A 25,717-nucleotide genomic window follows, 5' to 3' on the forward strand; every position below is an offset into this window, starting at 1 on the left:
TGTTTATAAGGTTAGGTAATTAATAGCGATAACGGTTTGATTATAGTCATTGAGCTTATCCAGATAACTCAACTTTATTTCGTAAGCACTTTCTAAACTTTGGATGTATTGATAGAAATCAATCTCTCCATTTCTGAAACTACCATTAGCCGTTTTTAAAATTTCTTCTGAAAGTGCCTCGCCTTCATTTTCATAATAATTCAATGCTTCTTGAAGCTGGATCAACTCTGTTTTAAGGGTTCTGAATTTTGTGTTCAACCGAATTTCATATTCGTTAGATTCAGCTATTGCAATATCTTCCGCAATTCTCGCTGCTTTAATTTGTGATGATTGACCACCAAAAAATATTGGTATTTTCAAACCTAATTGGTATCCATAAAGGCTTCCATTTACTTCTGAATTGGTGCCTTGAAAATAGTTAAAACTTATATCTGGCAGTAGTTCCTGCTTTTTAAAACGATGCTCTGCTTGTAGTAGAGAGATTCTGTTTTGGTAATATCCAATTTCTGCAATTCCATCAATATCCAAAGTATACATTGTTACTTTAAGCAATGCTTCATTAGCGATAACTATAGCTTCATCTACTTGAATTACTTTTAATAAGTTACCATAGGCTATTGCTACATCATTTTGTGCTTGTTCGTATTTAAGGTTGATTTGTTTTTGCTTAGATGCTGCTGTGATTTTCTCTAGATAGTTGGTTTCTCCTAATTCAAAACGTCTTGCAGCTACTTTAGAAAAGTTAGTATACAAACTATCCAATCTTTTATAAACGTTTTCTTTTTCTCTAACGATTTGATATTCATAATAAGTAGCTGTCACTTTGCGTTCTATTCCTTTTTTCTGAACATCATAACTACTTGAAACAACACCGTAGCGAGCTTGATTTACTTTCTTTTCAGAGAAATAAACTGTCGGAAACCTGAAATCTTGTTGAATTCCAAATACTCTCAAAGGTTTATTATTTAAAGCCAAATTGTTCTCATCAAACTCATAATAAACCAGTGTTTTATCAAAACTGAATGCACTATTTATTAGTGCATCAGATTGTTCTACTTGTAACGCACTAGCTTTTAATCCTGCATTATTTTCAATAGCTAGAGGGACTAATTCTTTTAGGGTCTTAGCATCTTGTTGCCCTTTTACATTCATAGAAAACAACAATGCTATAACACTCAAACCTGTTACAGTAATCTTACTAGAACTTTTTTTCTTTACAATAGGTATATTTAAATATGCATAGAGTACTGGCAAAACTACTAAAGTCAACAACGTAGCAGTAATTAATCCTCCTATAACAACAGTTGCTAGTGGTCGTTGCACTTCGGCTCCTGCATTTGTTGAAATAGCCATAGGCAAGAATCCTAATGCTGCCGCAGATGCGGTTAATAATACAGCTCTCAATCTGTCTTTTGTTCCTTGTTTTATTAAGGCTTCCATACTTTCAAATTCTTTCTTTTGTAATTCCTTAAAGTGTTCGATCAATACAATACCATTAAGTACTGCAATACCGAAAAGTGCGATAAAACCAACTCCTGCCGATATACTAAATGGTAGATCACGAATCCACAATAATAACACACCACCAACCGCAGCGAGAGGAATTGCAGAATAAATCATCAATGCTTCTTTTACAGATTTGAATGCGAAATACAACAACACGAATATTAGGATTAGTGCAATAGGTACTGCAACCATCAATCTTGATTTAGCACTTTGTAAATTCTCAAACTGACCACCATACGTGATAGAATATCCAACAGGTAATTTTATATTTTCGTTTATCAATCTTTGTACGTCATCTACCACAGATTGCAAATCACGATTACGTACATTTATACCAACTACGATTCTACGTCTGGTATCATCGCGAGATATTTTTGCAGCTCCTTTTTTATAACTGATATCTGCCAATTCACTTAAAGGGACCTTTCTACCTGAAGGCAAATCTATATAGAGATTTTTTAGATTGTCTATGTCTTGACGTTTCTGTTTATCCAGCCTCACAACTAAATCAAAACGTTTTTCGCCTTCAAAAACACTACCTGCAGATTTTCCTGCAAAACCCATAGATACCATATCATTAAGCTCTTGAATATTAAGTCCATATCTGGCAATTTTTGCTCTATTGTACTGTACGCTCATCTCAGGCAATCCGGCTATTTTCTCGACAGAAATATCTGCGGCTCCAGGTACATTTTTAATTAAAGTACCAATCTCGCTTCCTTTCTTAGCTAGTATATCTAAATTATCCCCAAAAATCTTAATAGCTATATCGGCACGTACTCCCGTGATTAGTTCATTAAACCTCATCTCGATAGGTTGCGTAAACTCTACTTCCATTCCTGGAATTATCGCCAATGCTTCTTTAAACTTATCTGCCAGTTCATCTTTGGATGAAGCAGACGTCCATTCGCCTTTAGGTTTTAGAACAATAATTACATCACTCTCTTCCATAGACATTGGATCCGTAGGCACTTCGGCAGCACCAATACGAGTAACTACTTGTTTTACTTCTGGAAATTCTTTTAGAAGTATCTTCTCTATTTCTGTAGTGATTTTTACCGTATTACTCAATGAAGTTCCTGTTTTTAGAACAGGCTGAATAACAAAATCTCCTTCATCTAAGGTTGGTACAAACTCACCACCCATCGTTGTATATAAATAAAGTGAAATAGCCAAAAGTGCTATCGCGATTCCTAACACTAACTTCTTACTTTGTAATGCCCAATGGATAATTGGCGCATACATTTTGTTGAGCCATTTCATTAATCGTACTGAGATATTTTTATCGGTGGCTCTTGATGGTTTTAAGAATATCGATGCTACTACAGGAACGTATGTAAAACAAAGAATCATTGCGCCAATAAGTGCAAAACTGAACGTTAATGCCATTGGTTTAAACATCTTACCTTCGACACCGCTTAGCGATAAAATCGGGATGAATACAATCAAAATAATAAGCTGTCCAAAGATGGCTGAGCTCATCATTTTTGATGCTCCAGAAAATGTAATCTCATCTTTTAATTCTTGTTGTTCTGCTTTCTCACTTCGGCTAAGTTTAGTATGAAATCCAGCGTTAATCTCATCCTTCTTTTGTGTGATTTGAAAAGCTATGAATTCTACAATAATTACTGCACCATCAATGATAATTCCAAAGTCAATAGCTCCCAAACTCATCAAATTGGCATCTACACCAAAGATGTACATTAAAGATAGGGCAAAGAGCAAGCACAATGGAATAACTGATGCTACGACTAGTCCAGATCTGAAATTACCCAAGAGCAAGACTACAACAAAAATTACAATCAAACATCCAAGAATTAAGTTCTCTGAAACAGTAAAAGTCGTTTTTGCTATCAATTCACTACGATCAAGAAAAGCATTAATATAAACGCCTTCTGGTAGTGATTTTGAGATTTCCGCAACCCGTTCTTTTACCGCTTCAATTACTTTCTTAGAATTTGCATCTTTAAGCATCATAACTTGCCCTAACACTTTTTCACCTTCGCCATTACCTGTAATAGCACCAAATCGAGTAGCGCTTCCGAAACCTACTTTTGCAACATCTTTAATATAGATAGGTACACCATCTTCGTTTTTAACAACAATAGTATTTATATCTTCTAGTGATGAAACAAGGCCTTCTCCACGTATAAAAAATGCTTGGTTAACTTTCTCAATATAACCACCCCCAGAAACACTATTATTCATTTCTAATGCTGTAAAAATCTCACGTGCTGTAATGTTCATAGCATTGAGTTTTTCTGTATTTATAGCAACTTCATATTGTTTCAAGAAACCACCCCAGGTATTGACTTCTACTACACCAGTAATGCCTGAGAGTTGTCGTTTTACTACCCAATCTTGTATAGTTCTTAGGTCTTCTGCATTGTACTTGTCCTTAAACTCTGGTTTTACATCAAGGATGTATTGATAGATTTCTCCTAAACCTGTGGTAATTGGTCCCATCTCTGGTGTCCCAAACCCTTCAGGAATTTTCTCTGATGCTGACTTTATTTTTTCGGCAATAAGTTGTCTGGGTAAAAAGGTTCCCATATCGTCTTCAAAAACAATGGTCACTACTGATAGTCCAAATTTTGAAATAGAACGAATCTCCAACACCCCTGGTAAATTTGCCATTTCTAGCTCTACAGGATAGGTAATGAATTGCTCCATATCTTGGGTAGAAAGATTACGCGAAGTTGTGATAACTTGTACCTGATTGTTTGTAACATCTGGTACTGCGCCAATAGGAATTTGTGATAATGAGTACAACCCAAATCCTATAATGAAGGTTGTAAATAAAAGAACAACAAATTTGTTCTTAATACTAAAATTGATAATATATGATAACATAATTCATAATGGTATAAATATGATTACATCATCGTGTATACACGATAACATTAATGGATAAAACCTATAAAATGAATTATGCTTGCCGTGGTGGTTGAAAGATTCCTGACAGATGACAATTGTAGTCAGGAGATTGATAGAAAAAGATAGTAGAAGAGTTTCTTTGCTCCTCTATTTTTTTATAATCATTCTTATTGTAATTGATAACTAAAGCCAGGAAAGAATTTGTATGTCCTTGATGCTGAAACGGAAGCTGCTCATGTTCTTCTTTTTCTTCTTGATGTTCTTTATTATGCTCTTGTTTTAACTCTCCGTAATGCTTAGAAATAAACACAAAGAAATTATCACCATATTCATCTGCGTGAAATTTGGCATGCTCCATTAACTCATCCAGTTGTACAATATCGACTACACCGACATTGAAACTTTGAGTTAATACTAAACCTGAGATTAATATAGATATTAGCTTTACAATCATCTTATTATGATAAAGATAATCTATTTGCAAGAATTTCTAATACTCCTTACTTAATTCGTAATTGTTCTAAATTAAAAAAGAAAAAATCTCTTCTTTTAGATGAACCAGGATATCTGTATAAATGTAATAATTGAGATTAATCTCTTACAATCCATGATGCGGGGCATCAGGTTTCGGGTATAAAAAAATCAGTTGTTTTCACAACTGGTTTTCTTCGTATTTGGAACAGGACTCAAATACTGAATCAAGTTCAGCACGAGCTCTGTGACCTTTAGGTTATGAGCTTTTTCCATTATAAAAGAGTATAATTTTTGACTGTTTTTTTAGAGAATATTGGTTAAGTAGAAAAACAGACTGGAGGAAATAATCCCTCCAGTTTGTTTATTGTTTTATGCTTTTTTCCATTTTCCAGAAGCACCTCCTTCAACTGCACCTGCTCCAGCCATTGCTCCATTAAATTGGCCAACTGGTGTCCCATTGCTAATAAAAAAGTTTACTTGTAAAATACCCCCACCGGAAGCAAAACTTTGAACGTGGAATGATGTTACATTTTTAAAGAAAGAATTCCAATTATCATACGCTGTGTACATAAAACCAATAGAACTTCCTCCTACTGCTCCAACACCCCAAAATGATTCGTCAAACTTCCAATTCTCATAACCTCCTGATGTAGGCTCAACGGTAACGTTACCGTAAATACCCGCAAAAATTAATGAAGCCTTTGCTCCAAGTGGTGCTGGTACCGATCCTTCTAATTTAGTCAAAAAGTTTTCTGCACCATCTTTATCTACAAAATCAATCTTGTTGAACGCATTTTGAGTTGCTTCTTTTATAATTGCATTAGAAGGATGAAATTTATTCTTTTCTGCTGTTAAAGTGTCCATTTTATTATATTTAATTATTCCTACTCTTTTGGCTTTTCGGTAACGCCCCGTTTTTTTAGTGATTCAGATCTCCACTACTTTTGAGTTGTAATATTACAACTCAAAAGTAGCACATAGCCTTCTTTAATTTATATGTAAAAACCCTTGTTCTGTGGGTGTTTTTCCTTGTTTTGACTTGGGTGTTTTCTAATTTTCGTCTGGGTGTGACTCAAGATGGAAAGATTTGAGAGCCTGTTAATTTAAGAAATCAATTCGGTCAGCTCCTATATAACCCAAATAGTACTCTAAGGATTGAATCAAATGTTATTGACTATATGAGGCAAATGTAAAAAAAGGGCTTCAATTTCTTAAAACCCTTGTCATTTCTAGTATTGGAAACAGGATTCCCTTCGACTCGTTCCTTGTTCAGGATAAACTTCTCGTCCTGTTGAGTCCTAATTAAAATGTTGTCAATAAAAAAAGCCTCACATTTCTGTGAAGGAACATGATTATGAATCCAAAATTTTTGCCAAAGTTTATTACTTATAAATATCTTAAGATTTAAGAATCCAATTAATTACTATATTTGGCAAATGAGAATGAACATTTGGAAAAATATTATTACTCTTTTTTTTCTATCCGCTTTTCTATTTCTTAGAATTGTCAATGTACATGCTATTTCTCATTTTTCTGATGACGATGATCAAATACATTGTGAGTTGTGTGAAATTATCGCGGTATCATATAAACTCACTCCTTTTACAGATAATACATTTGTAGAAGTAGAACAAAAATCTGCGATAAATTTCCAAGAATACAAAACCAATTTTTGTTACGAAACATCGCAATACTGTATTACACTACCTAAAAGCATCCACAATAAACCTCCACCTAAATATTTAGGGTAGTTGCGTTTTACTTTTGAAAATTTTCTTTTTGCATATTTATACTTATAACTATATGGTTTTATAAACCATATCATAGTGCACACATTAGATCAATTACCCTTCTCTGTTAGTCAGAAAATTTTCTTCCAACATTTTTAGTATTTAATTTTTTTTAGTCATGAAAAAATTACCCGTTACTGTATTGAGTGGTTTTCTCGGTGCAGGCAAGACTACATTACTTAACCATATTTTACATAATAAAGAAGGGTTAAAAGTTGCTGTGATTGTCAATGATATGAGTGAGGTCAATATAGATAGCCAGCTCATACAAAATGAAAACACCCTTTCTCGAACAGAGGAACGCCTCGTAGAAATGAGCAATGGCTGTATTTGCTGCACCCTTCGAGAAGACCTGATGATAGAAGTCGAAAAATTAGCAAAGGAAAACAGGTTTGACTATCTGATTATCGAGAGTACAGGTATTTCAGAACCTATTCCTGTGGCTCAAACCTTTAGTTTTGCCAATGAGGACGGCAGTATCGACCTAAGTCGCTTCAGTTATGTTGATACTATGGTTACTGTAGTGGATGCATATAATTTTTTGAAAGATTTTTCCAGTGCCCAATATCTATCGGATAGACAGCTTACTAATATCGAGAACGATGACCGTACAATTGTAAATCTACTTACCGATCAAATAGAATTTGCAAACGTGATTTTACTCAATAAAGTAGATCTGGTTACCGAACAAGAATTAAAAAATTTGTATGATATTCTTCATAAATTAAATCCAGGAGCCAGAATATTTTCTACCAAAAACTCACAAATAGCATTACAGGAAATTATCAATACAGGGTTGTTTAACTTTGAAGAAGCTGAAAGTTCTGCAGGTTGGATACGAGAACTCGAAAATGAACATGTTCCTGAAACTGAAGAGTATGGTATTGGTTCCTTTGTATTCCGTAATAAAAAACCATTTCATCCAGAACGGTTCCTCGACTATGTTTCTAACCATTTCCCTTCAAATATTATTCGAAGTAAAGGCCTGTTTTGGTTGGCCTCACGTAGTAATCAAGCCTTAATCTGGAGTACAGCAGGAGGCTCTACAAAAATTGACCCTGCCGGAGTATGGTGGGCATCTATGTCATTTGCAGAACGAATCAACTACCCTTCCTTTCTGGATAACCAAAAATCAATAGAGTCAGATTGGATAATCCCTTTCGGGGATCGAAAGATAGAACTGGTCTTTATTGGGCAACATCTCGATGTTACCACGATAACCCAGCAACTTGAAAAATGTTTGCTTACCGATGAGGAGATACTAGATTGGAAAACAGGAGAGTTCTCTAATATCGACAATTGGCCTATCGCAAGCTATCAAGATTCAAACGTATAAAAATAGTATTATGATCAATATTAACAATCTTACAAAGAAATACAGTGAACACGTTGCTCTGAACCAATTGAACCTTCAAATCAAAGAAGGTGAAATATATTGCCTTCTCGGAGCTAATGGTGCTGGAAAGACCACAACAATCAACCTCTTGCTAGGTTTTACAACACCAACCTCGGGCAATGCCTCTATTAACCAAATAGATGTACAGGAAAATCCTAAGGCAACCAAGCGTTTCTTAGCTTACATCCCAGAGAATCTGATGCTTTATCCAAGCTTAACAGCTTTGGAAAACCTCGATTATTTTTCTGGAATAGCAGGAAAGAAACTTTCGACAAAAGAATTAAAAGGCTTTTTGGAAGAAGCGGGACTACAAACAGAAGCCTTTGACAAACGTATCGTCGCGTTTTCTAAAGGTATGCGTCAAAAAGTAGGAGTCGCTATCGCCTTGGCAAAAGATGCTAAAGTCCTGCTGTTAGACGAACCTACTTCTGGTCTTGACCCCAAGGCCAGCAATGAGTTCGGATTGCTGTTGCACAAGTTAAAGTCAAAGGGTATAGCCACCCTAATGGCAACACACGACCTTTTTCGTGCCAAGGAAGTAGCCACTCATATAGGTATCATGAAAGATGGCAAATTACGGCAACAATTTGTGTCCGATGATATTTCCCTTGCCGAGTTAGAAAAGGTATATCTCGATACCATGGACTATAAAGAAATATTATCATGATAACAAAAACTTTTCTTAAGGAAACCAAGGAATTATTGCGTGATGGTCGCGTTCGCATCTCCTTAATTATTGTATTCTTTTTATTAAGTGTGGCGGTATGGGTCAGTGCTCAACAATACCAAAATGTGAACGCACAGTACTCGGCTGCTAAAACGGCAGAACGTGAGGTTTGGGACAATCAAGGTAAAAAGAATCCACATTCTGCAGCACATTATGGCACTTATGCTTTTAAACCTAAATATCCTCTTTCGTTAGTAGACCAAGGTGTAGATAAATATACAGGTACCTCCATTTTTTTGGAGGCTCATAAACGTAACGAGGCACAATTCAGCGCAGCGGCGGATCAAACGGGCCTCGCTCGCTTTGGAGATTTGACACCAGATTTTATGTTGCTCTTCATCATTCCCCTGCTCATTGTTCTTCTGGGTTATAACGGTTTTACCAAAGAACGTGAAATGGGTACCTTAACATTGCTCAAGAGTCAGGGCATTTCCCAATGGAAATGGATCTGGGGAAAATGGATGGCACTTTTCTTCCCTATTTTGTTGATCACGGCTATTCTGTTCTTGATAGCAGGTATCCTATTGTCTAACTTGCAAGATTTTGGGGTCTTCAAATGGGAATCATTGTTCTTATTGTTTATGATATATGTAGTTTACTATGTTATCTTTATCAACTTAGTACTGTTGATTTCTATCAAAACTAAAAAATCAGGTATCTCGCTTGTAGTGTCCCTATGTGTTTGGATCATCGCCTGTTTGGCAGCACCAAAAGCAGCGAGTAACTTTGCCGAAAACAAGTATCCCTACCCAACACGACAAGAATTTACGGCCAATGTCTTAAAAGACAAAAAATCAGGGCTCGATGGTCATAATCCCTGGAACAAGGAGGCCAAACTTCTAGAGGAAAAAATATTGAAAGAATACAGTGTGGATAGCCTATCTCAGCTTCCCTTTAACTATGATGCCTATAGAATGCAAAAAGGTGAGGAACACCAGGCAAAGATCTATCTAAAACACTATAATCATCTCAAGAATCAATATGAGCAGCAGTCGGATGTATACAGGAATTTGGCGCTTCTCTCCCCCTATCTTCCTACCCGATTTTTGAGTATGGCCATTGCCCAGACCGATTATGCTACGCATTGGGATTTTGCCGATGCTGCAGAGGACTATCGCATCGCTACTCAAAAATTTTTGAATGGGGATTTTGCCAAAAACTCCGAATATGGCAATTGGGCGTACCAAGCAGATGCCGAAACCTGGAAACAGTTACCTGACTTTGACTATACTCCTCCTCAACTCGGAGCCATTCTAGAGCAAAATACCTCCAATCTTATGGTCATGGGATTTTGGTTCTTAGGCTCTTTTGGATTCCTTTTTTTCATTCCTAAAAATTTATAAGTATGTTCAGTTACAATTTTAAATATGAATTAAAGCTGTTGCTTCGTAGCCGATGGATACAGCTCTTGAGTTTGATATTATTGCTTCTCTTCGGTTTTTCGGCCTTTAATGGAAAACAAAAAGTAGAGAAACGTAAAAATATCATTGTAAAGGCACAAGAAGAACTACGGGAAAGTGATACCAAAATGTTAAAACTTCTCGACTCGGTACAACGTGGGATGGAAGTAAGTGCTTCTCGATGGACCCTACCCACAAGCCCAATGGCTGTAGGAAATTATCATCCCAGGGTAGCTTCCATGAGCCTTCAACCTATGGCATTTGTATCAACGGGCCAAGCAGATCTTTTTACCCATTTTGTAAAACCAACGGCAACAGGCGATGATTTTGCCTTAAATTTTACCGAAATGACTAGCCCTGTGCAATTGCTGTTCGGTAGTTTTGACTTGACATTTGTGATTGTATATCTACTGCCTCTTTTGATCATTGCTTTTTCCTATAACGTGCTTTCTGCCGAGAAAGAAAGTGGTGCACTCCGATTGCTGGCCGCACAACCCATTGGTATCTCCAATTGGGTAATGCAAAAACTGGGATTACGTTTCTTTTGGATGTCGGTTTTGGTCATTGCAGCTTTAACACTTGTTTTTCTTATCATCGGTATTGACATCCTAAATCAAAGGAATCTAGTTTTAGGACTACTTGCTTTGGTGTTGGGATATATACTCTTTTGGTTTACTCTAGCCTTTTTGGTCAATCTATGGGTAGGTAGTTCGGCCAAAAATGCGGTAGCTATGCTTGGGCTTTGGGTATTATTTGTGTTACTGGTTCCTTCTGTATTGAACCAATTGGGGAATACCCTTTATCCTATGCCATCGCGCACCCTTATGGTCAATGAGATGCGTGAAGTAAAAGCAGAAATCACCCAAAAACAAGACGAAATCCTTGACAATTATTTACGTGACCATCCAGAGTATGCTATTAATGACACCTCTCAAAGAAGGTCTTTTTGGCACAGTTATATGGCTTCGCAACAGTTGGTCAAAGAAGAATTAGAACCTGTAGTAAGCTCTTTTGAGAACCAATTACGAAAACAACAAGACTGGATGAATAAATTCAAATGGATATCTCCGGCAATCACTGTTCAGGAGTCATTCAACCATTTGGCGGGAACTTCTACGGAAGATTACGAAAATTACCGAAAACAGGTCATGACTTTTGCAGGAAATTGGCGGGAATATTTTGTGCCCCTTCTTTACAATAATAAAGAGTTTACGCAAAAGGACTATACTACATTACCTAAGTTTCAATATAGCCCAACCTCATATCAATTGGTTCCAGTGGCTTTAACGCTCTATCTGATATCCACCGTCCTTTTTGGCCTTGGAATTTTCAGCTCAAAACGTCTAAAAACAAAAGGCATACTCAATTAAGAAAATTATGTTCAATTTTTAAATACAATAATAATGATTACTAAAGAAGAAGTACAAAAAGTACAAATGGAATGGGGCAACGGGGTTGTCGAGATTGGCGCTAAAAAAGATCAAAGAGAGGAATGCGAGCGTTTTACAAGCAAGTTCCTGGATGAACGCTATGCTTTTGATAAAAAAAAGGTACTGTTCAAGCCCACCAAAACATCAGTCATTCAATTTAGGCCTGATAAGGAGGGGGCACTTTCGTATTTTATTGCAGGAAACGATCTATACCCAGAGGATGGAGGTTTTGCTATTCAACCCTGGACCAAGGTACGCTTTGAAAACGAAGTTATGATACTCGAAGAAAAAAGAGCTTTGGCTATGGGTAACTATTACTTTACTGACCTAGATGGGCAGGAGGTCAAGGTTGAATATACTTTTGGCTATACTCTTGATCCTTCTGGAAAATTAAAGATAGACGTTCATCATTCCTCCCTACCTTATAATCCTGGGGCATCGGTATGATTTTTTTCGGTAAACGGCAAGAAAAGACCCTTTTTCTGGTTTGCCCTATGGATTTTATGGAACCTGTGATCAAGGAAAGGTATAAAGGAAATTCTTTTTTTTATACCGCCCTGGGGGTTGTTCTCGAGTTCGATGAGCCCACCCAATATAACCTTTATAAGCTAATAAGGAAAGAGGGGATAGATTATATCACATTGGTTGCCAAAGCTGATGGGGATTTCTACCAAGGAGCATTGCTCGATTGGCAAACGCCATTACAACTCCCTGTGGAGCGATCTTTGGCGCAATTGAAAATTGGTATTGCTCCCAGGATAGAACGACAGAAAGGCTCTTTCTTAAAATCGAGAATGATTATAGGTGAACACCTTGACCAGCAAAGAGAACGTCTTCTTAATACTAAACTTTTAGGGATTGAATTGCTACGTAATGGGATAGGGGTAGATAGTCTTGTTTATGAACCTTCCAATAAAAGCTTTACAACTACCGGAGATGTTTTAAATAGGGCAAAATTATTTGATGGGATGGTAGTTAATTAAAAAACGATATGAAATGAAAAACTCATGTTTTTAGTCTTTTTTCTTTGGATGAAGATTCTCTTTGCCATACAAAACGAGATAGACAACTTCCTGCTTCCAAATACCTATCATTATTTCGGTGGTAGGTATTGGGTGTTGATGAGAAATTAGATAAACTCGATTTTTTTGAACTTAAGTCATTGAAAATAGAAAATCCAAAACTGAAATTTAAAATCAATGAAAATAACGCCTAAACAAAATAATATTATACCGCAATGAACCGAAGGCATTTTTTTAGAAACGGAACACTTACTGCTCTTGGTGCAGCAATATTATCCCCATATGAGTTTATTAGGGCTACCCAAGGGGATAGGGTTCAGAAAAACAAAAAGGCCAAGAACATCATAATGCTTGTTAGTGATGGTATGAGTACAGGTACCTTGAATATGGCAGACCTCTATCTTGACCGAAAAAGCGGAAAGGGCAGTAATTGGTTGCAACTTTATAAAGAAAACAAAGTATCACGTGCTTTGATGGATATGGCCTCTGCCAGCTCCATCGTTACCGATTCTGCTGCTGCAAGTTCGTCTTGGGGTGGTGGAGCACGGATCAGAAACGGGGGGATCAATATTGGTGTCAATGGCGAGCCCCACCTTCCTATTTGGCAAAAGTTCAGGGCGGTAGGTAAAAAAGCGGGGTGCGTTACCACTGTACCTATAACTCATGCTACGCCAGCCGGTTTTTGTATCAACCAAAAATCAAGGAATGACCAGGCCTCAATTGCCGAAAAATATCTCGAACAGGGTTTTGACCTGTTGATGGGGGGCGGGAATGATTACTTTTCAACAGAAAAACGGAAGGACAAAAAAGATATGTACGGAGCTTTTATAGCCAAGGGCTACCATGTAGTTCGAAACCGTGATGAAATGCTAATCGCCCCAAACAGCAAGCCTCTTTTAGGTGTATTTACCGACAATGGGCTTCCTTATGCTAAGGATAGGAGGAGCAACCAGGAACTCTTAGAAAGTGTTCCCAGTCTTGCAGAAATGACACAAAAGGCAATAGACGTCTTAAAGGAACATCCAGAAGGTTTTGTGCTACAGGTAGAAGCAGGAAAAGTAGATTGGGCAGCTCATGGCAACGATATTGCTGGGTTGATCTATGACCAAGTTGCTTTTGACGATGCAATTAAAGTGGCTATCGATTTTGCGGAACGGGATAATGAAACTCTGGTCATAATTACCACTGACCACGGTAATGCCAACCCCGGGGTGATTTATGGCTCCAATGCCAACCAACAGTTCGATTCCATTCAGAATTACAAACATACTAATGAATGGATTCTAAATGGGATAGGAAAGGAAAGCTCCCCAAATCAAGTTCGAGAACGTGTTGAGTATGCCAATGGATTTGGTTTATCCTATGAAGATGCCAAATTACTATTGGGCTATTATGACACTCTCAATAGAGAAGAAGGTCTGTACAACCCTAAAAGTTTACCGTTTAGAGTTTTGGCTGAAATCCAAAAAAAGCACAATTCTGTGGGCTGGATCAGTATGCACCATTCTGCAGATTATGTAGAATTGGCATTATTTGGTCCGGGAAATCACTTATTGAAACCTTTTATAAAAAATACAGATCTACACTATCTTATGTTAGAGGCAGCAGAGGTTGAGAATACATTTTAAGACAAAAAACAAATCATCAATAAGGTCACTTTTAATACAGTTTTAATCATGTTTAACCGAATCGCTCTTCATATTTTTCTTTTGATGCTTTTAGTCTCTTGTAAGGATCAAGTGCAAAAAAAAGACGCCCCATCTATAATTGACCGAGAAAAGATTGATGCGGCCTTTGGCAAACATGTTTCTGCGATAATGTTAAATCATTTATATATAGTTCTGGATAGTCTCTCATATTCTAGTTTAATAAAGGACACTGAATGGAGCAAGACTTTTGGAGCATTAGATAAAGGGCTTCCTTCTTTTGCTCCAATAGATAATGATACACCTATGTGTTATCTAAGAGGACATAAACATTATATTGAAATTTTAGGGCCTAACAATATATTCAACGAACCTGTTGGGAAAAGTGGCGTAGGTTTCACTCTAGAGAATGATGATGAACATTTTCATTTAGGCGTTAAACCAAAACTAAAAGTAGAAAACACTCGGTTTCTTAATGCTACAAAAACTGTAGATATGGAATTAAGTAAACAAAAGGGAACTTGGTTCAAAGCATTTTATACCCCTAGTCCTGGTACTGCTTTACATACCTGGTATGCTTTTTATAATCCTATTTTTCTTGATAGTCTGTACCAAAAGCATCATACTTTTTATTCGCGTGAAGCTTTTTTAAAGCCTAACTACGCAAACCAAAAGCTTTTTAATGGCATAAAATCGATTGTAATGACCTGTACTACGGATGACTACATCCGTATCACACAAGAATTATATCATCTGGGATGCAAACTATTAGAAAGAGATGGTCAAATGCTTAGCATTGATGGAGGAGATATAATTATAAAAATTACGACATCTAATGAGATTGAATATAGTCAAATCACCCAGATACGATGTCATTTAAATAGATCTGACGATAGTGTAACTAATCTGGGAAATGTCACCATTGTCAACAAAGGGAAAGAATCTATATGGAGTTTTGATAATCTTCATAAAAATAACTTTTAAATCAGATTAAAATGAAAACTTATTATTTAACTACCGTAATCCTATCCTTGTCTATTACTTTTACAGGGTGTAAACAACAAAAGAAAAATGTTACTGAAGAAGAAATTGCAAACCCATCTGTTGAAGAATCTATAGAAATTCAACAATCGATCACCATAGAGAAATTAGAAAACTCTCCGATCTATCCAGATGCTGCGCTTACCTTGGATTTACCTGAAACCATAAAAATTTCTCAGGGAGGTGAAATGGATTTTGTGTTTAATTTAGAGAATTATGAATTAGGTGCCCAAACCCAGGGGCCAAATTCTCTAAAGTTGGCAAATTCGGGTAAAGGACAACATATCCATTTTATTTTGGATAATCAGCCTTACTCAGCACATTATGAACCTCGTTTTAAAAAAGAAATTCCCGATGGTGTGCATCATTTGGTTGCTTTCTTAAGCCGTTCGTACCATGAATCGGTTAAAAATACAAACTCGGTGATAGTTAGAAAACTTATGGTTGGTGCCAATCCCCAAGATTCTCTAGGGTTAGATATGAAAGCTCCAACCCTTATCTACAGTCGTCCTAAGGGAGAATATACTGGTAAGGATGCTGAGAGTTTATTACTTGATTTTTTTGTGCTGAACACCACTCTTTCTGAAGATGGGCATAAAGTTCGTGCTACTATTAATGGTGAAGAATTTATCATTACAGAATGGGCTCCACAGGTTATCAAAGGGCTTCCAATGGGAGAAGTGATTATTCAACTAGAATTGCTGGATGAAACCGGAACACTGATTCCTGGTCCTTTCAATAAAGTTACTCGTACCGTACTATTAAAAGAATAATAACGAGACATCCTGTTGTAGAATGGGTAAATCATTGATTCTTATGTTTAGAAATGTAAAATTATCGCATTTGAATAAAGACCTATTTACGTTTCTTAGACGTCGAGATTTTTGATGGTAATGAAAAACGTTATCATTTATTTTTTACCGTTACCAAAAAGTGAAACAATGTAATTAAATAATCGCATGGAAAACTCAGCTCTTGAATTTCTACCTAAGCATGTTATGTCTAAATATATACGGCATCAATTGTTAACCAAGCCATTTGATGATTTGAAATATGATCAATTTGAATCGGCAATTAACACCCAAATGATAAAAGAGGCTAGTGTTGAACAACAAGAATTTCTATACGTTTATACTGAAAAATGTATTATAGAGCCTACTTTTGGGTGGGCTCTTTCAGAAAATTTTCAGTTGATTGCAGAATCTTACCCTTATGCTCAATTTGTGCTTGACCAGTTCAAACCAACTATTACAAAAACTCATTATTTTCAGCAAAAGAGGGTAAAGCTAAATAAGGCTGTTTTGTTATCAGAAAATTACACGAACTATTTTCATTTTCTGAATGATTTTGTTGGACGATTAGCACTACTTAATCGTTTAAATGTATCACGAGACATTCCTGTTATTGTATCTGAAGAATTAAGATCAAGTATTTTTTTTCAGCAATTTAACATGTTATGTCCAAAATTCTTCAATCGTAATTGGATATTTCAGGCTAAAAATGAATATTATGAAATTAAAGATGCTACTTATTTTGTTCAAAATATAACCTGCAAACATGAAAATTTTCGCCCATTGCTTGATGAATTGTCTTACGAAGAAAACACTGTTGCTTCTCCTGATAAAATATTTATTACCCGCCGAGGAATCTACGGAAGAGGTTTAGTAAATTCCTTGGAAATTGAAAGCATTGCTCAAAACAATAATTTTAGAATAATCGACGCGCAGAACTTTACCATTGCAGAACAAGTTAAGTTATTCACCAATGCTACTCATATTATCGGATTACATGGCGCTGGGTTGATGAATATGATATATTGCAAAAATAAGCATGTTAAAATACTTGAATTATTTCCAGGAAACTTTTATAAAGCCGTTTACTATTGGCTGGCATCACAATTTTCACACAGTTATAGTTGTATCAGGGGTTTACCAACCACAAATAATGAGCAGACCATTACTTCAACATCTGTCATTTTTAAGAGTAACTTTTATATGCCCCCGGATGTTTTCTTGAACAAATTAATAGCATGGCTTAAGTAATAATTTTGACAGGAAAGACTTAACCAAGTCTAAAAAACCAACGTTGTACGCACGCAGGTTTTTACTTAGTTGCTCATTTTTTTAATTTATCAACCTACCCGTCGCCTCTTTTAATATATAATTACAGTGATCTACATCATCTGTATTAAGTTCAAGAATACCTGTAACCTCTACAATTTGATCTGTTTTAAACTTTGGCTTTTGTTTAAAAATAACTTCAACAATACTTTCTGGACCTGCTGCACCACAAAAAAAACAGGAAGACTTAGGATTTTTAGATACCATATAGAATTCATCTTCTTCAATAGAAAAATCTAAAAAGTAACCTTTAATACGAATTTGAGCACCTTGGTATGACTTTATAATAGGTCCGAATCTTGGTTTCAAAAAGATATCATCATATTTTGCACTATAAACATTATAAAATTTTACATCAGCCAAATCGTGCCAAGCTAATTTTTCTTGAGAAAAAAGGTTGAATTTAGTTACTATAAAAAATAGGATTAGGAAGACTATTTTATGCATCAGATATTGTTTTAGAAACATTTAATTTAAATAAAGGCAATGAGGCCAGAATCGCTGCCAGGAAGGTGGTTAGAATCACTAGTATCAATATGAGTAGTTCTTTATTAGTAGGAAAGCTAAATACAAAATGGTATCCATATATATTTTCTGTAAAAACTGAAAAAAACCAGATACTTATTCTCCCTAAAAACCATCCTAAAATGGATCCTAATAGGGATAAAAAAAGTGCCTCGAGAAAGACCAATTTTATCAACTGAAAAGTGTTGGCCCCATAGGTACGTAACAAGGCCAACTCTTGTTTTCTTTCTCTTACCGTTTTTATTAAGTTAATAAATATACTAAGGCCAGCTACCAACAGTATTGCAATAGCAATACCATTAATTGTACGAAAGCCAATTCCTAAAAACCTCATTAATCGCTCGATTTCAAATTTGGGGAGTGCTGCTTGCATGGTTGTTTTTTCATTAATAAGTCTAGACATTTGCAAAGCCCCCATAGGGTTTCTAAATTTAACTAGTAAAGAGGTTATTTCTCTTTGTTCTTCGTGCTCTTCTTCATGATGATTGTGTTCATCACTATGTTCATGCACTTCCCAAATACTTTGCAGATTAGTAATGATAAGGTGATCAATAATCGCCCCTGTTGGTTTTAATACTCCAGTAACAATAAAAGGTTTCTCATTATGAGTTTCTAATCCATTTTCGGCTAAACCATGTGCACTGGCAAAAGTATCTCCTATTTGTAGGTTAATTTTTTTTGCTACATCATTTCCAATAACTACTTCAAAAGGCTTTTCATATAACTTCCCTTCTTGCAAGGTTGCATCATACTTAGCCAAATACTCATTTGACGTACCTAAAACTCTATACCCTCTATAATTATCTCCATAAGAAACGGGTATCATTTCTTTAACCATAGGATTTCTAGCAATTTTTAAGGCTTCATCTAATGGTATATTACCCGTAGGATCATCAATGTGCAAAACAGAAGACAATACAAGTTGTAGCGGACTCCCTTTTGCACCAATAACCATATCAAATGGTTTAGTATTATTTTCTAAATGTTGGTTAAGTTGATTTCTTACCTGCAAAACAAAAGTTGTTAGCGAAATACTTAGTAACAATAGCAAAACACTCAAAATAGTATTCAAAGGTTTAGAAATCAGATTTTTGTAAGCCAGGTATAACAATTTTATAAAATTATATGATTATCAAAATGTGATTTCACTCTTTTATCATGAGTTATGATCACTAAATTGCTTTTACAGATTTGAGCCTCTTTTTTCAGTAGGGAAATAACTTTTTCACAATTAGTATCATCCAGGTTAGATGTAGGTTCATCTGCTAATATAACTTTAGGTTTATGTATAACTCCTAAGGCAATCGAAAGTCGCTGTTGTTGCCCTTCACTTAATTGATACACTCTTTTGCTTTGAAGATCTGAGAGTCCTAACTGCGTGATTAATTCTTCTCTTCGATAACGATCACTTTTCTTTTTGGAAAGTCGCTCACGTAGCGTTAAATTCTCAAGTAAGGATAAAGATCTGATAAAATAAGCTCGTTGAAAAATTAGCCCAATATTTTGTCCTATGAAACAGTCTAATTGCTTTCGTGTAAGTTTATTCAAACAAGTATTGGCAATAAAAATATCTCCTTCTTTAGGAGGTAAAAGACCTGCCAAAAGATGTAACAATGTCGTTTTACCAACCCCTGAAGGCCCTAAAATCAATATATCTTCTTTTGAAGGCAAATCAATATCTGGAAAACAAAAAGTACGATTTTTTGTATCCCGATAGGCAAACTGAAGAGATTTGGTTCGTATCATAAAATGATTTTTTCAAAAATAAACAAATATTATTAAAGCAACAAAGTTGCATTTGTAAAATAATATTATCTTTGTCTAACGTAAATAAATCCATTTTCTTTTGAACATATCTCACATACGTAATAACTCAGATACTTTAGGAATTGTAGCAAGTAGCTTATGTTTGGCGCATTGCTTAATCACTCCATTTCTTTTTATCGCTCATACTGGTTCAATAATGTTACAAGATGTACATCCCGCCTGGTGGAAGTCTTTAGACATTATTTTTTTAGGATTTTCTTTTATAGCGATCCGTAGATCTGTTAAAACCACTTCAAGACCCAAAATAAAATATGCTTTTTGGATAAGTTGGCTACTGTTATTTGTTATTGTTCTAAATGAAAAATTTCCCTTAATTTATTTACCAGAAGCGCTCATTTTTGTAGCATCTCTATTATTAGTGGGTTTACATTTCTACAATCTAAAATACTGTCAATGCAAACAAAAATGTTGTAAAACCAATTAGTACTAGTAAAATGAATAGAAAGAAAATAGAATTAATAGGAGATGCACATATTTCTAATACTATAGAAACTCCTTTACGAGAGGATGCTTTTGAAAAATCTGATAATGAAAAAATCGAAAATATTCAACATCACTTTTCTGAAATAATGAAAGAGTTAGGGCTCGATTTAACAGATGATAGTCTTTCAGGAACTCCGTACAGAGTAGCCAAGATGTATGTAAAAGAACTTTTTTATGGTTTAAATCCTAAAAACCGTCCAAAAATTTCAACTTTTGATAATAAGTACGGGTATCAAAAAATGTTGGTAGAACATAATATTACTATTGATTCTTCCTGTGAGCATCATTTTTTACCAATAGTTGGTACTGCGCATGTAGGGTATATTCCAAAAAACAAGGTAGTAGGATTGTCAAAAATTAACAGGTTGGTCGATTATTATTCACATCGCCCTCAAGTACAAGAAAGATTATGTCTGCAAATCCTAAAAGACTTACAACAAACTTTAGAAACCAAAGATGTTATTGTCGTAGTAAATGCTAAACACTTATGTGTTTCTTCCAGAGGAATTAAAGATAAAAGTAGTTTTACCACTACGATTGAGTATGGAGGCCAATTTATAGAACCTTCTCTACGAAATGAGTTTTTTGGGATTATTAATGAGTAATCATTTCTTTGGTTAATAAGTCCTTCGATTTCAAACTTCCTCTATAACACCGCGAAATAGCAATATAGAATTTTTTAGATGTAACATAAATGAAAGATTCAATATATAATATACTTGTATTTAGTCCTCTCGGATACTCTACCTAAAATGTTGTCAAAAAAAAAGCCTCACATTTCTGTGAAGCTTTTCTTTAGTAGCGGGAACAGGACTCGAACCTGTGACCTTCGGGTTATGAGCCCGAAAAAGCTATTAACACCACACTGTAAACCAGCTGTTTATAAATTATTACGTACACAAACACCAACAAATAGGCACAAATAGATACGTAAAAACTGTACGTAACGCTTACGTACAGTTTGTATATTATTTCAGAATTTCAAAGTTTCTTAATTCCAGTCCAAAGTAGAAAAAATATAAATTATAATCTAGTAAAGTATACAATACTTTTTAATCAAAAAAATGAACACGTAATTCTTGCCAGATCTTACAAATTACTTTAGGGATGATACAAAAAAACCTAGCATTTCTGTGAGGCTTTACTTGGCCGGGAGAATCGGGCTCATATCGAACTTTTTGACATCTGATTACAACCTAATTGTTAGGTTATCAGCTAATTTGCATAATAATGTGTCTAAATTTACTTAGATAAATTATTAGATTGCTATGATGATATATTTCAAAGATTACTTGATAACTACTAAGGAAATTAATTCATCGTTTTATGAGACAGAAAAGTAGATTACAAAGGATAAAATTAGATATTGTTTTATTTTCTATAATTAGATTAAGTCACTCTTAATAATAAACTTAGGAAAAAAATTCAAAAAAAGTTTTTGAAATCATTTTTTTATTACATTTGATTAAACAATAATGCGTTTTATATAAAAAACGCATTGCCTAAACAAAATGGAATCTTTTTTCAGATTCGGGCATAGGAGCATAAAGAAGTCTACTCCGAAAGCTGCCCTAGGGATAGGGAACCGAATTCTCAGGCTGACTTCTAAAGTATATACTACACTTAGACTATTGGAACGAATACAGTTCGTGCCCTACACTATTTTTATTTTTCGTGTATGAGATTAGATTGAAATTAATTGCTTTCGCAATTTCTTATGTATCAATTTCTAATTTTTCAAGCACATTATAATGAAAACAAAATATATCGATTTGATCGAACAGACCTTCCATTTTCCACAGGAAGAGTTTTCGCTCCAGAATAACTTATTAGAGTTTCACGGCATTGATCTTATGAAATTGATTGCTCAATATGGTGCGCCTTTAAAATTTACTTACCTACCCAAAATATCAGAAAACATTAATCGAGCAAAACACTGGTTTAACAAGGCTATTAAGTCAAATGATTATAAAGGAAATTACAACTATTGTTATTGTACCAAAAGCTCACATTTTCAACATGTATTAAGCGAAGCCCTTAAGAATGATATACATATAGAAACCTCTTCCGCTTTTGATATTGATATCGTTGAAAACTTAAAGATCCAAGGTAAGATTACCAATGACACATATGTTATTAGTAATGGCTTCAAACGTGACCAATATGTTCAAAACATTGCCAGATTGATTAATAATGGACACCACAATTGTATTCCTATCATTGATAATTACGAAGAACTTAATCTATTAAGCGATGTAATTAACGAAGATTTTCAGGTGGGTATACGTATTGCTTCTGAAGAAGAACCAAAGTTTGAGTTTTATACTTCTCGATTAGGAATTGGGTATCGTAATATTGTACCCTTTTATAATAATCAGATCAAGAATAACCCAAAAGTGAAACTAAAGATGCTTCATTTCTTTATAAACACAGGTATTCGCGATACTGCTTACTATTGGAATGAATTACAAAAATGTCTAAAAGTATATATAAGTCTTAAGAAAATATGCACATCATTAGATAGCTTAAATATAGGCGGAGGTTTCCCGATAAAAAACTCTTTGGCCTTTGATTATGACTATCAGTATATAATCAATGAAATTATTAATCAAATCCAAATTTCCTGTGAAGAAGCACAGGTAGATGTTCCAAATATCTTTACAGAATTTGGCAGTTTTACAGTTGGTGAAAGTGGCGGGGCTATTTACGAAGTACTATATCAAAAACAGCAAAATGACCGTGAAAAATGGAATATGATCAATTCATCTTTCATTACAACAATGCCAGATACATGGGCAATAAACAAACGTTTTGTGATGTTGCCCGTAAACAGATGGGATGATGAGTATGAACGCGTACTACTTGGTGGATTAACCTGTGATAGTGATGATTATTACAATTCAGAACAACATATGAATGCCATATATCTACCAAAATACAAAAAAGACAAACCTTTATATATTGGTTTTTTCAATACTGGTGCATATCAGGAAACCATAGGTGGTTTTGGTGGATTGCAACACTGCCTTATCCCGCAACCTAAACATATTTTGATAGATCGTGACGAGGCTGGAAATCTAACTACAGAAGTTTTTGCACCACAACAAACTTCAGAACAGTTACTATCTATTCTTGGATATCAAAAAACACCAAAAGAAGAAATTTTAGAATATTCACAAAAAGAAATAATTATAAACTCTAACTAACCAAAATCATTAAATCCAAACATTTTTAAAATGGAAACTAAGAAAACATATGCCGGAATTCCAGAAAAATACGCTGGCTATGACAAATCAAAAGTAGTATTGATCCCTGTTCCTTATGATGGAACTAGTACATGGGGCAAAGGAGCAGACAAAGGCCCTGAAGCATTTTTACACGCTTCAGAGAATATGGAGCTTTATGATATAGAAACGGAGAGCGAAGTATACAAACAAGGTATTTATCTATCTCAACCTATTGACGAAAAAAGCTCACCAAACGCAATGGTTACGGCTGTGCACGATACTGTAAAAACCAATATTAAACGCAACAAGTTTGTTACGCTTTTTGGTGGGGAGCATTCTATTTCTATAGGAGCTATACGTGCTTTTGATGAATGTTTCAATGATTTAACAGTAGTACAAATAGATGCCCACGCTGATTTAAGAAAAGAATATGAAGGTTCTAAGTACAATCACGCTTGTGCACTTTATGAGGCTAATCAAAATACCAATCTTATTCAAGTTGGGATTCGCAGTATGGATGCTTCTGAAAAACTTGTAATGAATGAAGAAAATGTCTTTTTCGCTCATGAAATGGCAACCGATGATTATTGGATGGACAATGCAATCGAATTAATGACAGATACGATCTATATCACTTTTGACCTTGATGCTTTAGACCCTTCTATTTTACCTTCTACCGGAACACCAGAACCGGGAGGGTTATTATGGTATGAAACCCTTGAATTTCTTAAGAAAATATTTGAAGAAAAAAATGTAGTAGGATTCGATATTGTAGAATTATGCCCAAATAAGAATGATAAATCTTCTGATTTTGCTGCTGCCAAATTATACTATAAAATGTTGAGTTACAAATTTACTGAACAAGATGTTGATGACGCAAATGAAAATTTATATGCTCTTAAAGGCAATGATAAAACTAACCACTTAAAATTTTCTGACGATGAATACGAAGGATAAAGGAGCGATCTCGCAATTTATAGAGAAGCACTATCTTCATTTTAATGCTGCCTCTGTAGTAGATGCAGCACAAACATATGAAGCTAAAATTAATAATGGTTCAAAAATGTTAGTATCTCTAGCTGGAGCAATGAGTACTGCCGAGTTAGGTAAGATTTTTGCAGAAATCATACGTCAAAACAAAGTGCATATTATCTCTTGTACAGGTGCAAATTTGGAAGAAGATATTATGAACTTGGTAGCACATAGTCATTATAAACGTGTGCCAAATTATCGTGATTTAACCCCAAAACAAGAGTGGGATTTATTAGAACAAGGGTTAAATCGAGTTACAGATACGTGTATCCCAGAAGAAGAAGCTTTTAGAAGATTACAGCAACATATTTTTAAGATCTGGAAAGATGCCGAAGAAAAAGGAGAGCGTTATTTTCCACACGAGTTTATGTACAAAATGTTGTTATCTGGTGTATTAGAACAGTACTATGAAATTGACATTAAGGATAGTTGGATGTACGCTGCGGCAAAAGCCAATTTGCCAATGGTAGTCCCAGGATGGGAAGATAGTACAATGGGAAACATCTTTGCTAGCTATGTATTGAAAGGAGAGCTTAAAGCCAGTACCATGAAATCCGGAATCGAGTATATGACCTTTCTTGCAGATTGGTATACCGATAATTCTGAAAACGGTATTGGATTTTTCCAGATAGGTGGTGGTATTGCAGGAGATTTTCCTATTTGTGTGGTGCCAATGCTATATCAAGATATGGAACGTACAGACACACCATTCTGGAATTATTTCTGTCAAATAAGTGACTCAACAACAAGTTATGGATCTTATTCTGGAGCAGTACCAAATGAAAAAATCACTTGGGGTAAATTAGATATTGATACTCCAAAATTCATTATAGAGTCAGATGCTACTATTGTTGCGCCATTAATATTCGCTTACTTATTAGATATGTAAAAGATATGAAAAATTCAAAAAACAACCATTTAAAAAAAGTTATTGTTGACTTCAAAAAGTTAAATAATAAAATTTTGGATTTACTGGTAACTAAATATCCTGATGGATACGATGATGATGACATCATTGAGTTTAGAAATGCTCAAAGTGAAATAGTAGAGTGTGTAGAAGTTAAAACTGAGGACATACTATACCTTGTAAAAGTGAGTAAACGTCTTGTTGGCGCAATGGAGGATTATTACGATGAGGATGATCAAGAGAAAACAACCGAATTACCCGGAGAACCAGATATAGAATAATTTTAA

At 35.1% G+C, this 25,717-nt stretch carries 22 protein-coding genes and 1 tRNA gene; 16 read left to right on the forward strand and 7 right to left on the reverse strand.

The window, feature by feature from the left end:
* Positions 1 to 3 precede the first annotated feature (3 nt).
* From AAFU52_RS05100 to AAFU52_RS05110, 3 genes are all read right to left on the reverse strand, one after another.
* Complete coding sequence (locus AAFU52_RS05100; RefSeq protein WP_438425753.1) at positions 4 to 4,359, reverse strand: CusA/CzcA family heavy metal efflux RND transporter; 4,356 nt, start codon at positions 4,357 to 4,359, stop codon at positions 4 to 6.
* A 76-nt stretch (positions 4,360 to 4,435) separates the two neighbouring features.
* Positions 4,436 to 4,837, reverse strand: a complete 402-nt coding sequence (locus AAFU52_RS05105; RefSeq protein WP_051473802.1) for a hypothetical protein — start codon at positions 4,835 to 4,837, stop codon at positions 4,436 to 4,438.
* Between the two features lie 389 nt (positions 4,838 to 5,226).
* A complete protein-coding gene (locus AAFU52_RS05110) occupies positions 5,227 to 5,721 on the reverse strand; it encodes a hypothetical protein (protein ID WP_024771518.1) in 495 nt (164 codons plus the stop codon).
* 1,044 nt (positions 5,722 to 6,765) lie between these two features.
* Between AAFU52_RS05110 and AAFU52_RS05115 the strand changes: the two genes are divergently transcribed.
* The 10 genes from AAFU52_RS05115 to AAFU52_RS05160 all read left to right on the forward strand — a co-directional run bounded on the left by AAFU52_RS05115 (position 6,766) and on the right by AAFU52_RS05160 (position 17,351).
* Complete coding sequence (locus tag AAFU52_RS05115; protein ID WP_438425754.1) at positions 6,766 to 7,983, forward strand: GTP-binding protein; 1,218 nt, start codon at positions 6,766 to 6,768, stop codon at positions 7,981 to 7,983.
* A gap of 10 nt (positions 7,984 to 7,993) precedes the next feature.
* Positions 7,994 to 8,710 (forward strand): ABC transporter ATP-binding protein, encoded by a 717-nt coding sequence (locus tag AAFU52_RS05120; protein ID WP_024771521.1) that lies wholly within the window; start codon positions 7,994 to 7,996, stop codon positions 8,708 to 8,710.
* The gene (locus AAFU52_RS05125; protein ID WP_024771522.1) at positions 8,707 to 10,113 is read left to right on the forward strand and encodes an ABC transporter permease; all 1,407 of its coding nucleotides are present in this window, start codon (positions 8,707 to 8,709) and stop codon (positions 10,111 to 10,113) included. The genes AAFU52_RS05120 and AAFU52_RS05125 overlap by 4 nt, the downstream gene beginning before the upstream one ends.
* Positions 10,114 to 10,115: 2 nt before the next feature.
* Positions 10,116 to 11,540, forward strand: coding sequence for a DUF3526 domain-containing protein (locus AAFU52_RS05130; protein ID WP_438425755.1), 1,425 nt, complete (start codon positions 10,116 to 10,118; stop codon positions 11,538 to 11,540).
* 33 nt (positions 11,541 to 11,573) lie between these two features.
* Positions 11,574 to 12,047: a hypothetical protein gene (locus AAFU52_RS05135; RefSeq protein ID WP_438425756.1), complete on the forward strand. Its 474-nt coding sequence runs from the start codon at positions 11,574 to 11,576 to the stop codon at positions 12,045 to 12,047.
* 47 nt (positions 12,048 to 12,094) lie between these two features.
* Positions 12,095 to 12,583: a hypothetical protein gene (locus AAFU52_RS05140; RefSeq protein WP_438425757.1), complete on the forward strand. Its 489-nt coding sequence runs from the start codon at positions 12,095 to 12,097 to the stop codon at positions 12,581 to 12,583.
* 254 nt (positions 12,584 to 12,837) lie between these two features.
* Positions 12,838 to 14,250: an alkaline phosphatase gene (locus tag AAFU52_RS05145; RefSeq protein ID WP_438425758.1), complete on the forward strand. Its 1,413-nt coding sequence runs from the start codon at positions 12,838 to 12,840 to the stop codon at positions 14,248 to 14,250.
* A gap of 48 nt (positions 14,251 to 14,298) precedes the next feature.
* Positions 14,299 to 15,252 carry a DUF5829 family protein gene (locus AAFU52_RS05150; protein ID WP_438425759.1) on the forward strand — a complete coding sequence of 318 codons (954 nt, stop codon included), beginning with the start codon at positions 14,299 to 14,301 and terminating at the stop codon, positions 15,250 to 15,252.
* An 11-nt stretch (positions 15,253 to 15,263) separates the two neighbouring features.
* A complete protein-coding gene (locus AAFU52_RS05155) occupies positions 15,264 to 16,082 on the forward strand; it encodes a hypothetical protein (protein ID WP_438425760.1) in 819 nt (272 codons plus the stop codon).
* A gap of 186 nt (positions 16,083 to 16,268) precedes the next feature.
* Entirely contained in the window at positions 16,269 to 17,351 is a 1,083-nt protein-coding gene (locus AAFU52_RS05160) for a glycosyltransferase family 61 protein (RefSeq protein ID WP_438425761.1), read from the forward strand.
* Positions 17,352 to 17,432: 81 nt separating this feature from the next.
* On the opposite strand, the gene AAFU52_RS05165 is transcribed toward AAFU52_RS05160, so the two are convergent.
* Genes AAFU52_RS05165 through AAFU52_RS05175 form a run of 3 tightly spaced genes read right to left on the reverse strand, consistent with a single transcriptional unit; the run spans position 17,433 to position 19,700 of the window.
* Positions 17,433 to 17,876 (reverse strand): hypothetical protein, encoded by a 444-nt coding sequence (locus tag AAFU52_RS05165; protein ID WP_438425762.1) that lies wholly within the window; start codon positions 17,874 to 17,876, stop codon positions 17,433 to 17,435.
* Complete coding sequence (locus tag AAFU52_RS05170) at positions 17,869 to 19,026, reverse strand: ABC transporter permease (protein ID WP_438425763.1); 1,158 nt, start codon at positions 19,024 to 19,026, stop codon at positions 17,869 to 17,871. The genes AAFU52_RS05165 and AAFU52_RS05170 overlap by 8 nt, the downstream gene beginning before the upstream one ends.
* A 41-nt stretch (positions 19,027 to 19,067) precedes the next feature.
* Positions 19,068 to 19,700, reverse strand: a complete 633-nt coding sequence (locus AAFU52_RS05175; RefSeq protein WP_024771532.1) for an ATP-binding cassette domain-containing protein — start codon at positions 19,698 to 19,700, stop codon at positions 19,068 to 19,070.
* Positions 19,701 to 19,800: 100 nt separating this feature from the next.
* On the opposite strand from AAFU52_RS05175, the gene AAFU52_RS05180 reads away from it, so the two are divergent.
* Positions 19,801 to 20,205, forward strand: coding sequence for a MerC domain-containing protein (locus tag AAFU52_RS05180; protein ID WP_438425764.1), 405 nt, complete (start codon positions 19,801 to 19,803; stop codon positions 20,203 to 20,205).
* Between the two features lie 10 nt (positions 20,206 to 20,215).
* On the forward strand, positions 20,216 to 20,869 hold the full coding sequence (gene folE / locus AAFU52_RS05185) for a GTP cyclohydrolase I FolE (RefSeq protein ID WP_438425765.1): 654 nt from the start codon (positions 20,216 to 20,218) through the stop codon (positions 20,867 to 20,869).
* A 194-nt stretch (positions 20,870 to 21,063) separates the two neighbouring features.
* Here the strand turns inward: folE and AAFU52_RS05190 are convergent.
* Positions 21,064 to 21,142: transfer RNA gene (locus AAFU52_RS05190), tRNA-Met, on the reverse strand.
* 873 nt (positions 21,143 to 22,015) lie between these two features.
* Between AAFU52_RS05190 and AAFU52_RS05195 the strand changes: the two genes are divergently transcribed.
* From AAFU52_RS05195 to AAFU52_RS05210, 4 genes are all read left to right on the forward strand, one after another.
* Positions 22,016 to 23,470, forward strand: a complete 1,455-nt coding sequence (locus AAFU52_RS05195; protein WP_149627589.1) for an arginine decarboxylase — start codon at positions 22,016 to 22,018, stop codon at positions 23,468 to 23,470.
* Between the two features lie 30 nt (positions 23,471 to 23,500).
* Complete coding sequence (gene speB, locus AAFU52_RS05200; RefSeq protein ID WP_438425766.1) at positions 23,501 to 24,448, forward strand: agmatinase; 948 nt, start codon at positions 23,501 to 23,503, stop codon at positions 24,446 to 24,448.
* Positions 24,432 to 25,412, forward strand: a complete 981-nt coding sequence (locus AAFU52_RS05205; RefSeq protein ID WP_438425767.1) for a deoxyhypusine synthase family protein — start codon at positions 24,432 to 24,434, stop codon at positions 25,410 to 25,412. Before speB ends, AAFU52_RS05205 begins: the two co-directional genes overlap by 17 nt.
* Positions 25,413 to 25,486: 74 nt before the next feature.
* Entirely contained in the window at positions 25,487 to 25,711 is a 225-nt protein-coding gene (locus AAFU52_RS05210) for a hypothetical protein (RefSeq protein ID WP_438425768.1), read from the forward strand.
* Positions 25,712 to 25,717 lie beyond the last annotated feature (6 nt).

Origin of the sequence: Aquimarina macrocephali, from assembly GCF_051627225.1 — a bacterium.
Lineage (GTDB): Bacteria > Bacteroidota > Bacteroidia > Flavobacteriales > Flavobacteriaceae > Aquimarina > Aquimarina macrocephali.